Consider the following 13196-nt stretch of genomic DNA (forward strand, 5'->3'; position numbering starts at 1 on the left):
ATGCTCAGTCAGCCATTCTAGCTTTTCCAATTATTAACTAATTATTTATTAGTTAAATCATCAAAGAATTTCTTAACGCCATCTAAAAAGCTTTTAGAGCGCGGGCTGTTCTTCTCACCGCTCTTTCCACCTAATGATTCACCAAACTCTTTGAGCAACTCTTTTTGTTTCTCATTGAGTTTAACGGGGGTTTCAACAACAATGTGGCACATTAAATCACCTTGCAGACCACCACGTACCGATTTCACACCTTTTCCTTTCATACGGAAAATTTTACCGGTTTGGGTTTCTGCTGGGATTTTCAGTTTTACACGGCCATCAAGGGTTGGTACTTCAATTTCGCCACCCAGTGCTGCATCAGCAAAGTTAATTGGAACCTCACAGTGCAGGTTATTACCATCACGCTCAAAAATATTATGAGGCAACACATGAACCTGAACGAATAAATCTCCTGCTGGTGCCCCGTTTTCTCCGGCCTCACCTTCTCCTGACAAGCGAACACGGTCACCTGTATCTACACCTGCTGGAATTTTAACTGACAGTGTTTTATATCTTTCAACACGGCCATGGCCATGACATTTGTTGCATGGATCTTTGATAACTTTACCGCGACCATGACACGTTGGACAAGGCTGTTGTACAGAGAAAAAGCCTTGGCGCATATGGACTTGGCCCATACCGTGACAGGTTGAGCACGTATCCGCACTAGTTCCTGGTTTCGCACCATTACCATGACAAACGTCACAGGTTTCCAAGGTTGGAATACGGATTTCTTTGGTCACTCCACGGACAGCCTCTTCGAGAGTCAGTTCCATGTTGTACTGTAGGTCAGAACCACGGCTTGGGCGCTGCTGTCTGCGGCCGCCTCCAAAAATATCACCGAAGACGTCACCAAAGATATCACTAAAGTCCGCACCACCGAAGCCACCGCCTCCGCCCATTCCACCTTGCTCAAACGCAGCATGACCATACTGGTCATAAGCCGCACGTTTTTGCTCGTCAGAAAGAACTTCGTAAGCTTCTTTGATCTCTTTAAATTTATCTTCTGAACCTTTATCACCCTGATTACGGTCAGGGTGATGCTTCATCGCTAAGCGCTTATAAGCACGCTTAATATCTTTATCCGATGCATTTCTTTCGAGGCCTAATACCTCATAAAAATCTCTTTTTGCCATTTAATTTTACCCTTAACATGCGGAACGGGCGTAGAGTTGCCTCGACGCCCGTATCCGGTATCAGTAACCATTAACTATCATTGCTATAGTTACTGCGCCCGCTAAGGGCATTATTTTTTGTCTTTGTCGTTAACTTCTTCGAATTCAGCATCAACAACATCATCATCTTTTTTCGCTTCTGCGCCAGCGCCAGCTGCACCGCCCGCTTGAGCTTGTTGCTGTGCGATTTCCAGAAGTTTTGCAGATGCCGTGACTAAAGCTTGGATTTTCGCTTCAATATCCGCTTTGTCTTCACCTTTTGCTGCTGCTTCTAATTCAGAAGTTGCTTTTTCGATATTCGCTTTATCTTCAGCTGGTAATTTATCACCGGCTTCTTCGATTTGTTTACGAGTACCGTGAACTAATTGGTCAGCTTGGTTACGAACCTGAACTAGCTCTTCAAATTTACGGTCAGCTTCAGCGTTTGCTTCTGCATCACGTACCATTTTTTCGATTTCCTCATCATTCAGACCTGAAGAAGCCTTAATGGTGATGTTTTGCTCACGTCCACTATTTTTATCTTTAGCAGAAACATGCAAGATACCATCCGCATCGATATCAAAAGTCACTTCGATTTGTGGCATACCACGTGGTGCAGGTTGAATACCATCTAAGTTAAACTGCCCCAGTGATTTGTTGTCACTTGCGCGTTTACGCTCACCTTGCAGAACATGGATAGTTACCGCTGCTTGGTTATCTTCAGCTGTTGAGAACACTTGGCTATGTTTAGTTGGGATAGTGGTATTCTTCGCAATTAACGAAGTCATCACGCCACCCATGGTTTCGATACCTAAAGACAGAGGAGTTACGTCAAGTAACAGAACGTCTTTAACATCACCCGCTAAAACACCACCTTGAACTGCCGCACCCATTGCAACCGCTTCATCTGGGTTAACGTCTTTACGTGGTTCTTTACCAAAGAAATCAGCAACAACTTTTTGAACCATTGGCATACGTGTTTGACCACCAACTAAGATAACATCGTTGATTTCGCTCACGCTTAAGCCTGCGTCTTGCAGAGCAACTTTAACTGGCTCCATAGAACGCTTAACTAAATCTTCTACCAGTGACTCTAATTTCGCACGAGTCACTTTGATATTCATGTGTTTAGGACCTGTTGCATCTGCTGTAATATACGGCAGGTTAACATCTGTTTGTTGTGCAGAAGACAGCTCAATTTTCGCTTTTTCTGCAGCTTCTTTCAGACGTTGCATTGCTAACGGGTCGTTACGCAGGTCAACACCTTGTTCTTTCTTAAATTCTTCAACTAAGTAGTTGATTAAACGTGTATCAAAGTCTTCACCACCTAAGTGTGTGTCACCATTGGTAGCCAGAACTTCATACGTTTTTTCGCCATCAACTTCATCGATTTCGATGATTGATAAGTCGAATGTACCACCACCTAAGTCATAAACCGCGATAGTACGGTTACCAACTTCTCTGTCTAAGCCGTATGCTAATGCAGCTGCTGTTGGTTCGTTAATGATACGTTTTACTTCTAAACCAGCAATACGGCCAGCATCTTTAGTCGCTTGACGCTGAGCATCGTTAAAGTAAGCTGGTACAGTAATAACTGCTTCTGTTACTGGCTCACCTAAATAGTCTTCTGCTGTTTTCTTCATTTTTTTCAGAACTTCAGCTGAAACTTGTGGTGGAGCCATTTTTTGGCCTTTCACATCTAACCAAGCATCGCCGTTATCAGCCGCAATGATTTTATATGGCATGATAGAAACGTCGCGCTGAACTTCTTCGTCTTGGAAACGACGACCAATCAAACGTTTAATTGCAAATAAAGTATTTTCTGGGTTAGTCACTGCCTGACGTTTCGCTGGCTGACCAACTAAAATTTCACCATCTTGAGTGTACGCAATGATGGAAGGAGTAGTTCTATCACCTTCGCTGTTCTCCAGAACACGAGCTGTAGTACCATCCATAATTGCAACGCATGAGTTAGTTGTACCCAAGTCGATACCAATAATTTTACCCATCTAAAACGCCTCCAAAGGAATTCTTTTCACTATGATTTCGATATCAATCTATATGAGGCTCAATATTTCATTTTCAAGGGAGTTTTCACTCTGAGCCTAAATTATTTTTCAATACGCAATAATTTGGATTGATATCAGTTGATGCTTTTAAGATGGGGTCACAAATTCATTCATCAAGGGGGAGAATCAAAAAAATTTGCATTTATTGCAAAAAAACCTGTCTTGTGATCATGGTTTAAACAATTAAAACTGCGTATGATGCGCCGCCGCTGTCACTTTGGCAAAACCTTTTTGTTTTTATCTATTTGAATTTTTTATATTTTACCAGAGGTTATATGCAGTCTAGCTCTCTTGCAAATCCAGGCCCACTTGGTTTACTAGGCTTTGGTATGACAACCATCCTGCTGAATATTCATAATGCAGGTTTTTTCCCTCTTTCATCCGTTATTTTAAGTATGGGCATTTTTTATGGTGGTATTGCTCAATTTATTGCAGGTCTGATTGAATACAAAAAAGGCAATACATTCGGTGCAACTGCATTTACCTCTTACGGTATGTTTTGGATTGCATTAGTGGGGTTATTATTTTTGCCTTCAATGGGATTAGCCGAAGCAACTTCACCTGAGTTTTTAGGTGTTTTCCTCGCTATTTGGGGAATTTTTACCTTTTTCATGTTTTTAGGAACCTTCAAAGCTAATTTTGTTTTGCAATTTGTCTTTGGTAGCTTAACTGTATTATTCGCTTTATTAGCGATTGGCAATATTACGGGAAATGCAGCATTACTAAAATTTGCTGGTTTTGAAGGAATTATCTGTGGCGCTAGCGCATTTTATTTAGCGGTCGCAGAAATATTAAATGAGCAATATGGCAAAACGGTATTACCGATTGGCCAACGTGGTTAAATTTAACTAACGTATGTGATTTTATGCATTAAATATTATTAATCAGGTGAGCTAAGCCTCACCTGATTACATCGCAAACTATTCAGGACGAATTGCGGATTTAGGCCTAAATGCCTTCACAACCGTAGGGTCTGTTTCTACATATGGGCCGTCAAGCAATTGAATACAATAAGGAACACTGGCAAAAATACCAGAAACTACCACATTCCCTTCTTTGTCTTTTAAACCTTCCAGAGTTTCCGCGATCGCTTTAGGCTGCCCAGGTAAATTTAAAATCAAAGCCTGGTTGCGTATTACCCCTACTTGGCGTGACAGTATCGCAGTAGGGACGAACTTTAGGCTAATTTGGCGCATTTGTTCGCCAAAACCTGGCATTTCACGGTCTGCAATCGCAAGGGTTGCATCAGGCGTGACATCACGGCGAGCAGGTCCTGTGCCGCCTGTGGTTAGGACTAAATGGCAAGCAAACTCATCCACCAGCTCACATAATGTTTGCTCTATCATGATTTGCTCATCAGGGATCAGGCGAGTTTCGATACGAAAAGGGGTTGTCAACGTTTTCGCTAACCACTCTTCTAATGCGGGAATGCCTTTGTCTTCATAAATACCACTCGAAGCACGATCAGAAACGGAAACCAGACCTATGCGCAATTCATCCATACAAACCTCAAAGAAATTATTCAATCAAAAACTGTTCACTTAATAATAAACAGGGGCAATATCATACCATGATGAACGATTGCATAAAGCGCCCTTGATTTTATATCTTGAAATTGAGAACTAACTCAATGAAAAATAGGCATAAAAAAACCCAACCAACAGGCTGGGTTTTAAGGAAAAATGAAATAAATTACAGTAAGTCTGCAATCATTTTTTCTAGTTTTTCTTGGTCTACTGCAAACTTACGGATACCGTCAGACAGTTTATCAACCGCCATTGGGTCTTGGTTGTGCTGCCAATAGAACTCTGCTTCAGTCAACTTAGCGCCTGGCTCTTTAGTTTTACCTGTATCAGTCAGTTTACGTACTAATTCACCTTGTGATTCAGACAGCTCTTTTAATAAGCCTGGAGAGATAGTTAAACGGTCACAACCTGCTAGTTCAATGATTTCACCCACGTTACGGAAGCTTGCGCCCATAACCACAGTTTTATAACCGTGAGCTTTGTAGTAGTTGTAGATTTCAGTAACAGAAACCACACCTGGGTCTTCATGTGGTGCGAATTCTTTCTTATCTGTATTCGCTTTGTACCAGTCAAGAATACGGCCCACAAATGGAGAAATCAGGTATACGCCCGCTTCCGCACAAGCACGCGCTTGAGCAAAAGAGAATAATAAAGTCAGGTTACAGTTAATGCCTTCTTTTTCCAGTTTCTCTGCAGCACGGATACCCTGCCAAGTTGAAGCCAGTTTAATCAGAATACGGTCATTGCTGATGCCTGCATCGTTATACATTTTGATTAAGTGACGCGCTTTAGCAATACAAGCTTCTTCATCATAAGACAGGCGCGCATCAACTTCAGTAGAAATACGACCTGGAACTAATTTCAGAATTTCCAGACCGATATTAACAGCCAGCTTGTCACAAGCATCAACAATTTGTTGCTCGCGATTATTGCTTTGCTTACGAGCCCATTCTACCGCTTCATCAATTAATTTACGGTACTCAGGAATTTGTGCAGCATTTAAGATCAGCGAGGGATTTGTGGTCGCGTCTTGTGGTTTGTAAAGCTTCATCGCTTCGATGTCGCCAGTATCAGCAACAACAGTTGTCAGACTACGTAATGAGGTTAGTTTATCGGTCATTTCTTTAATCTCGTTGTTATACCCGTCATATTCCAAGTTGTAGCGGTGGTTAGCTACCTACAATTCTTGCGACTCTTGTGGTGTAGGCTAACAAACTGCAACTTGAATTACTTTGCGTATTATAAAGGAATTGTGGCTATCGCCGCACCGTCTACAGATAATATCATGCATCCATATTGCTGCAAGCAAGTAAATCTAGTCAAAAGCAACTATTTGATTGGCAATCGATTTCGCTAGCCAATTAGAAACTGAATCCTTTTAGCTAGTTATATTGTGCTATCATTGTAATTAAAGAATAATATTGGTTTGGCTTATCGTATCAATTAGCCAATTAGGAAGAATTTTTGCTAAAGTAAGCAGTATCATTCTTTATAAAGGGTCAAGTCATGCTTATTACAATTTCACCTGCAAAAACATTAGACTACGAAAGCCCACTTGCGACACAGCAGTTTACTCAGCCTGAATTACTTACTGAGTCACAAAAATTAATTAATGTCTGTCGTAAATTAACCCCTGCAGATATTGCCAGTTTAATGAAAATTAGTGACAAGCTTGCGGGGCTCAATGCTGCCCGTTTTGCAGAATGGCATGCGGACTTTACCCCAGAAAATGCACGCCAAGCGATCCTTGCCTTCAAAGGGGATGTGTATACTGGTATGCAAGCAGAAACCTTTTCTCAAGACGATTTTGCGTTTGCTCAATCTCATTTACGCATATTATCAGGTCTTTACGGTATCTTAAGACCGCTAGATTTAATGCAACCTTACCGCTTAGAAATGGGAATTCGATTAAAAAACACCCGTGGAAAAGATTTATATGAGTTTTGGGGAGACATCATCACCAAGCAATTAAATCACGCATTAGCGGAGCAAAAAGATCAAATATTAGTCAACCTTGCCTCAGATGAATATTTTAAATCGGTGAATACAAAGAAATTGGACGGGCAAATTATCAAGCCTATTTTCCTTGATGAAAAAAATGGTAAATATAAAGTTATCAGTTTTTATGCAAAAAAAGCGCGGGGTTTAATGAGCCGCTTTATCATCCAAAATAAATTAACGAAAACAGACCAACTGGCTGATTTTAATTTAGAAGGCTATCAATTTGATGAAAGCCAATCTAAAGGTAACGAGCTGGTATTTACCCGCTCAGAGCAAGCCTAATATACAAAACGTGGGGATTGGTACGCAGCCGATACCCACGAATGCCAAAATACTTCACTCTTTTTTCGGGCTCTATCACAATTTACTCATAAACCTTCTAGTCAAGAACAAATTAGCATTGATTCCTCAGCCTACTTTTTAGCTTTATGACAGTATAAATTGAGTTTTACCCACTATTTTGGAGGTGAAGTATGCCTTATGTTGCATCATCAAAGCGCTATACTGAAATGGAATATCGTTTATGTGGCCGTAGCGGATTACGCTTACCACTGATTTCATTAGGGTTATGGCACAACTTTGGCGATAACAAACCCTTTGATAATTGCCAAGCCATGCTTCGCCATGCTTTTGACCTTGGGATCACCCATTTTGATCTTGCTAATAATTATGGGCCACCACCAGGCTCTGCCGAAAGTACATTTGGCAAAATTATGCAGCGGGATTTTCTGCCTTATCGCGATGAAATGGTTATTTCATCAAAAGCGGGTTTCACTATGTGGGATGGCCCTTATGGCGACTGGGGAAGTAAAAAATACTTAGTTGCAAGCCTAAACCAAAGTTTAAAGCGAATGGGATTAGATTATGTAGATATATTTTATCATCATCGACCTGATCCCAATACTCCATTAGAAGAAACCATGGGAGCGCTGGATCTCATAGTTCGCCAAGGAAAAGCCCTGTATGTGGGGATTTCTAATTACCCAACCAATTTAGCCAAAGAAGCCATTAATATTCTCAATGAATTAGGAACCCCTTGCCTGATTCACCAACCTAGATATTCCATGCTAGAACGTACTCCCGAAGAAGATTTACTCGATTTACTGGAAGAAGAAGGCGTTGGCTCTATCGCATACTCTCCATTGGCTGGTGGGATATTAACCGATCGCTACCTTAATGGCATCCCTGCTGATTCACGTGCTGCAGGTAATCCTTCTTTGCCCCCAGAAAGACTCACGTCAAACATTTTATCAAAGGTTAAACAACTGAATGAACTGGCAACAAAAAGAGGACAAAAGCTAAACCAAATGGCATTAGCATGGTTACTGAGACACGACAGGATCACTTCCGTTCTCATTGGCGCAAGCCGTATCAGCCAAATTGATGATGCAATGGGGATACTAAAAAATCGTAATTTTACGCAAAAAGAGCTCAAAGCCATCGAATTAATATTAGAAGGCGAATAAAACACACAAGTTGCAGGATATCCTGCAACTTAATAAATTTTATCTCAATTAACGATATTCCCCATTTGCTTTAAACTGCACCACAGAATAAGGCTGAGTACGGCCATCTGGCTGCTCCATCCCTAGGCTACCAATTGGCATACCCGGAACAGAAATCCCTACCACATCCGCTGGTAAGGCATCAATCGCATCAAGACTGCTGACAGGAACATGGCCAACAATCACTTTACCTTTGTATTTAGCGATATGGCAGCTGCGTAAGTTATAAGGCACATTCAGCTCATCATTCAGTTTGTTCAACTCATCATAACTGATTTCATTGACCACAACGTCATACCCTGCTTTTTTAACTCCTTCTCCCCATAATTGGCAGCAACCACAGTTTGCATCTTTATACAATTGCACGCTCTGGTTTTGAGAAAATGCAGAAAATGACAGTAAAAACATTCCACCTAAAATTATCTTCTTCATTGCTATTTACCTTATCAATAATAATGACTAGTACTTAAAAAGTGTCTATTTTTTATGGCGTAACTGACAGATTAATTTATAAGCCGCAGGAATGATAAATAGGGATAATAACGGTGCAGTTATCATTCCACCAATCATCGGTGCAGCAATACGGCTCATCACTTCTGAACCGACTCCTGTTCCAAGTAATATTGGCAATAAACCGGCTAAAATTACGGCAACCGTCATGGCTTTAGGGCGAACACGTAAAACTGCGCCTTCATATAATGCACGGTCTAAATCTTGGTTTGATAGCTTGCTTATTCCTTGCTGTTTTTCTTTATCTTCGATTGCATGGCGTAAATAAATCAACATAACTACGCCAAATTCAGCCGCGACACCTGCCAATGCAATAAATCCAGTTCCTGTTGCAACTGATAAATTAAAGTTCATCCAATAAAGGAACCAAATCGCGCCCACTAAAGCAAAAGGTAAACTTAATAAAATCAGTAAAGCTTCACTAAATCGTCTAAAGGCTAAATAAAGCAGTACAAAAATAATCATGATGGTCGCGGGAACCATTAACATTAATTTTTGGTTAGCCCTTTCGAGTAATTCAAATTGCCCCGTAAAGGAATAGCTAAGACCCGGCCTCATTTGAATATTATCTTTTATTGCTGTATCAATATCTTTAATAACAGAAACCATATCACGATCACGTGCATCAATATAAATCCAACTAGTCGGTCTGGCGTTCTCTGTTTTCAACATGGGAGCGCCCATATTCACGGAGACATCTGCAACATCACTAAGTACTATTTGCTGTTTGTTTGGCGTTAAAATTGGTAATAACTTCATCGCAGATACACTATTTCGGTAATCTTGAGGATATCTTATGCTAATTGGGTAACGCTCAATCCCTTCAACTGTTTCCCCAATCATTTCCCCACCAGTGGCCATTGAAATATACACTTGTACGTCGCTGACACTCATACCAAAACGAGCCGCTTTTTCTCTATCAATTTTGACATCAATATAGCGTCCGCCTACCAACCTCTCAGCCAAAACTGAAACCACCCCCGGTACCGATTTTGTGACTTTTTCAATTTCTTGGGCTAATGCATCGATTTCTTCAAGATCCCTGCCTGATACTTTAATACCTATAGGGCTTTTGACTCCCGTAGATAACATATCAATACGGTTACGAATAGGTGGAACCCATAAGTTTGCAACCCCAGGTAAACGTACAGTTTCATCGAGCTCATCAATAATTTTTTCGAGTGTCATTCCTTCTCGCCACTGTGCTTGCGGCTTCAAACGTATCGTTGTTTCAATCATTTCCATCGGGGCTGAATCCGTTGCTGTTTCAGCTTTACCAACTTTTCCAAATACCGTATCCACCTCTGGAATAGTTTTGATTAACTTATCCGTATTTTGTAGTAAAAATGCCGCTTGTGCAGGCGAAACACCCGGTAATGTTGAAGGCATATAAAGTAAGTCACCTTCATTAATTGCAGGAAGAAATTCACCACCTAAATGTTTTAATGGCCATATCACCGTAAATAAAGATAAGAAACCAATTAATAAGGTGGTTTTCGGCCACGCTAATACCTTAATTAAAATAGGGCTATAGAGTGAGATCAACCAACGATTCAGTGGGTTTTTATTTTCATTTGGAATATTACCGCGGATCCAATATCCCATTAGAATTGGAATAACAATCAGCGCTAAAGCCGCAGCACCCGCCATGGCATAGGTTTTTGTGAATGCAAGTGGACCAAATAAACGGCCTTCTTGCCCTTCCAACGTAAAGATAGGAATAAAAGACAATGTGATAATTAATAAACTGATAAATAATGCAGGCCCAACTTCAACAGCGGAATCCGTAATAACTTTCCAACGCTGGGCATTATCAATGACTTTATCTTCATTTTCATGTTGCCATTTTTCTAATTTTTTATGTGCATTTTCGATCATAACAATGGCGGCATCCACCATGGCTCCGATCGCAATTGCAATGCCCCCTAACGACATAATATTTGCATTTATTCCTTGGTAGCGCATGACGATAAAGGCAATAAATAATCCAAGGGGCAAAGAAATAATTGCCACGAGAGCAGAACGGAAATGCCATAAAAAAACGGCACACACTAATGCGACAACAATAAATTCTTCTAGTAACTTATAACTTAAATTATCAATCGCGTTATCAATAAGAATGCTTCTATCATAAGTCGTGATAATTTCGATGCCTTCCGGCAAGCTAGCACTTAAATCTTCAAGTTTCTGTTTTACATCCTGAATCACATTACGTGCATTTTCACCAGAGCGAAGCAGAATAATTCCCCCAACGACCTCACCTTCTCCATTTAGCTCAGCAACCCCACGACGCATTTCGGGGCCTTCCTGTATTCGAGCAACATCTTGTAGGTAAATAGGTACACCATTTTCTGGCGTTTTTAGGTAGATTTTATTGAAGTCATCAATAGATTGAAGATAACCACTTGCTCTAACCATATATTCAGCTTCAGCAATTTCAATCGATGAACCACCGGCTTCTTGGTTAGCCATTTCAACGGCCTGTTTTATTTCAGGTAATGTCACTGAAAATTGGCTGAGCTTGAGTGGGTCAACTAAGATTTGGTAAGATTTAACCACACCGCCAACGGTTGCCACTTCTGAAACATTAGGCAAAGCCTTCAATTCATATTTCAAAAACCAATCTTGTAATGAACGTAGTTCTGCTAGATTATGTTTTCCAGTTTTATCCACTAAAGCATATTCAAAAATCCAACCAACACCTGTCGCATCAGGGCCAATGGAGGCTACTGCACCTTTGGGTAATTGGTTTTGGACTTGATTTAAATATTCTAAAACTCGTGAACGAGCCCAGTATAAATCTGTATTATCTTCAAAAATAACATAAACATATGAGTCACCAAATGCAGAAAACCCCCGCACCGTTTTTGCTCCCGGCACAGATAGCATCGTCGTCGTTATCGGGTAGGTAACTTGGTTTTCGACCAGTTGCGGCGCTTGCCCTGGATAAGTGGTTTTGATGATCACTTGTACATCAGATAAGTCAGGTAATGCATCAACTGGTGTACTGCGAATGCTCCAAATACCCGCAATGACTAAAAACACGACTCCCATTAACACTAGAAATCGGTTAGCAACCGAGCGTCTTATAATCCATTCCAACATACTCTACTCCTGAGATTTATGTGATGAATGATTAGATGACGCTGATACTTCAGGAAGCGCTTCCATCTTGGCTAATGCACCAGCAATATTCGCTTCAGAATCAATCAGGAAAATACCCTGAGTCACTATATGCTCACCCACTTGTAAGCCTTCAGATATTGCTGTCATTTGTTGAGATTCACTCAGCACTCGTACTCTTTTGGGAATAAATTCACCATTCTCACCAACAGCAATAACATGCTGTTCTTTCCCAGAGTCCACAATGGCTTGTGAAGGGATCAATAAACTTTCATTACCTTCTGCAACTAAATTTAAATATGCTGTCATACCTGGTTTTAATAAATGGTTAGGATCAGCAATTTCTGTACGAATATTAATTGTACGACTTGCTTGATCTGCACTGGGTAATATCAACCAGTTTTTTACAGTAAATAACTGCGAAGGATAGGCAGGAATAGAAACTGTAAATTGTGTTTGTTGATTAAGTAATTCAGCAACTGACTGAGGAACAGATGCATTAATCCATAATGGATCTGTTCCTTGTATTTGTGCGATAACGACTTCTTTGGATACATTCATCCCTAAACGTAGATTAAGTGCAGTAATTACCCCAGAAATAGGAGCTTGAATAGTAAAACGTGTTTGCACTTTTCCTGTTTTAATAAACTGAGAAAGCGCGCCTTCTGGCATGCCATTTAAACGTAAACGCTCAATGACACTATTAAGATCTTGTTGGCTCGCATTCATTTGCTTAAGCGCAAGATATTCACTTTGTGCTTCAACCCATGCAGGGATCGTTAGCTCAGCAATAGGAACGCCTTTTTGGATCCTCTCACCTACTGTGAATGGATAAACTTTTTCAACAAAACCATTTTCGCGTGCTTGTACAATAGCAAATTGATGGTCATTAAACGCAATTTCGGCTGGAAATGTTAAGTCATAGTTTAATTTCCCCCACTTCACATCCACCGTTTTAAGCCCTAAATTTTGTGTCTGTGTTGGGTTAATTGTTACCCCTTTGCTATTCGCTGAAGCCAAGTTTTCATCCGCATATTTAGGAACAAGATCCATGTCCATAAAAGGGGATTTCCCTGGTTGATCAAACTTGGTATTGGGATACATGGGATCATACCAATACAATACGGTGCGTTCTTGTTTTTCAACTGATTGGCTATTATTTTCTATAACGAAAAAATAACGGTAAAATAAAATTGAAATAACGCTCGATAAAATAATTACCAATAGCAATTTGGTCAGTTTAACTAATGACATAACATCTCTCTACCT

At 40.5% G+C, this 13196-nt stretch carries 10 protein-coding genes; 3 read left to right on the top strand and 7 right to left on the bottom strand.

What is annotated here, in order from left to right:
- Positions 1 to 41: 41 nt before the first annotated feature.
- Together dnaJ and dnaK are read right to left on the bottom strand one after the other, a co-directional pair.
- Positions 42 to 1175, bottom strand: coding sequence for a molecular chaperone DnaJ (gene dnaJ / locus PSE83_RS17775; RefSeq protein WP_004905648.1), 1134 nt, complete (start codon positions 1173 to 1175; stop codon positions 42 to 44).
- Positions 1176 to 1285: 110 nt separating this feature from the next.
- A complete protein-coding gene (gene dnaK, locus PSE83_RS17780) occupies positions 1286 to 3202 on the bottom strand; it encodes a molecular chaperone DnaK (protein WP_004905650.1) in 1917 nt (638 codons plus the stop codon).
- A 335-nt stretch (positions 3203 to 3537) separates the two neighbouring features.
- Between dnaK and satP the strand changes: the two genes are divergently transcribed.
- Positions 3538 to 4104: an acetate uptake transporter gene (gene satP, locus PSE83_RS17785; protein ID WP_004905651.1), complete on the top strand. Its 567-nt coding sequence runs from the start codon at positions 3538 to 3540 to the stop codon at positions 4102 to 4104.
- Between the two features lie 78 nt (positions 4105 to 4182).
- On the opposite strand, the gene mog is transcribed toward satP, so the two are convergent.
- Both mog and tal read right to left on the bottom strand, forming a co-directional pair.
- Positions 4183 to 4764: a molybdopterin adenylyltransferase gene (gene mog, locus PSE83_RS17790; protein WP_004905653.1), complete on the bottom strand. Its 582-nt coding sequence runs from the start codon at positions 4762 to 4764 to the stop codon at positions 4183 to 4185.
- Positions 4765 to 4954: 190 nt separating this feature from the next.
- Positions 4955 to 5908, bottom strand: coding sequence for a transaldolase (gene tal, locus PSE83_RS17795; RefSeq protein WP_036958561.1), 954 nt, complete (start codon positions 5906 to 5908; stop codon positions 4955 to 4957).
- A 386-nt stretch (positions 5909 to 6294) separates the two neighbouring features.
- Here tal and yaaA point away from each other — a divergent pair, with 386 nt between their 5' ends.
- Both yaaA and PSE83_RS17805 read left to right on the top strand, forming a co-directional pair.
- Positions 6295 to 7071, top strand: coding sequence for a peroxide stress protein YaaA (gene yaaA, locus PSE83_RS17800; protein WP_004905658.1), 777 nt, complete (start codon positions 6295 to 6297; stop codon positions 7069 to 7071).
- Between the two features lie 191 nt (positions 7072 to 7262).
- Positions 7263 to 8255 carry an aldo/keto reductase gene (locus PSE83_RS17805; protein ID WP_004905660.1) on the top strand — a complete coding sequence of 331 codons (993 nt, stop codon included), beginning with the start codon at positions 7263 to 7265 and terminating at the stop codon, positions 8253 to 8255.
- A gap of 48 nt (positions 8256 to 8303) precedes the next feature.
- On the opposite strand, the gene PSE83_RS17810 is transcribed toward PSE83_RS17805, so the two are convergent.
- From PSE83_RS17810 to PSE83_RS17820, 3 genes are read right to left on the bottom strand one after another with little or no spacing between them, the layout of a single operon-like run.
- Complete coding sequence (locus PSE83_RS17810) at positions 8304 to 8726, bottom strand: DUF411 domain-containing protein (protein ID WP_004905661.1); 423 nt, start codon at positions 8724 to 8726, stop codon at positions 8304 to 8306.
- A gap of 45 nt (positions 8727 to 8771) precedes the next feature.
- Positions 8772 to 11909, bottom strand: a complete 3138-nt coding sequence (locus PSE83_RS17815; RefSeq protein ID WP_210853494.1) for an efflux RND transporter permease subunit — start codon at positions 11907 to 11909, stop codon at positions 8772 to 8774.
- 3 nt (positions 11910 to 11912) lie between these two features.
- Positions 11913 to 13181, bottom strand: a complete 1269-nt coding sequence (locus PSE83_RS17820; RefSeq protein ID WP_004905663.1) for an efflux RND transporter periplasmic adaptor subunit — start codon at positions 13179 to 13181, stop codon at positions 11913 to 11915.
- Positions 13182 to 13196 lie beyond the last annotated feature (15 nt).

Origin of the sequence: Providencia sp. PROV150, from assembly GCF_028481025.1 — a bacterium.
Lineage (GTDB): Bacteria > Pseudomonadota > Gammaproteobacteria > Enterobacterales > Enterobacteriaceae > Providencia > Providencia hangzhouensis.

Bases quoted from the DNA above. Each gene is read 5' to 3' on its own strand.
- yaaA (WP_004905658.1), top strand. From the start codon at position 6,295: ATGCTTATTACAATTTCACCTGCAAAAACATTAGACTACGAAAGCCCA.
- PSE83_RS17810 (WP_004905661.1), bottom strand. From the start codon at position 8,726: ATGAAGAAGATAATTTTAGGTGGAATGTTTTTACTGTCATTTTCTGCA.
- mog (WP_004905653.1), bottom strand. From the start codon at position 4,764: ATGGATGAATTGCGCATAGGTCTGGTTTCCGTTTCTGATCGTGCTTCG.
- tal (WP_036958561.1), bottom strand. From the start codon at position 5,908: ATGACCGATAAACTAACCTCATTACGTAGTCTGACAACTGTTGTTGCT.
- PSE83_RS17815 (WP_210853494.1), bottom strand. From the start codon at position 11,909: ATGTTGGAATGGATTATAAGACGCTCGGTTGCTAACCGATTTCTAGTG.
- satP (WP_004905651.1), top strand. From the start codon at position 3,538: ATGCAGTCTAGCTCTCTTGCAAATCCAGGCCCACTTGGTTTACTAGGC.
- PSE83_RS17805 (WP_004905660.1), top strand. From the start codon at position 7,263: ATGCCTTATGTTGCATCATCAAAGCGCTATACTGAAATGGAATATCGT.
- PSE83_RS17820 (WP_004905663.1), bottom strand. From the start codon at position 13,181: ATGTCATTAGTTAAACTGACCAAATTGCTATTGGTAATTATTTTATCG.
- dnaJ (WP_004905648.1), bottom strand. From the start codon at position 1,175: ATGGCAAAAAGAGATTTTTATGAGGTATTAGGCCTCGAAAGAAATGCA.
- dnaK (WP_004905650.1), bottom strand. From the start codon at position 3,202: ATGGGTAAAATTATTGGTATCGACTTGGGTACAACTAACTCATGCGTT.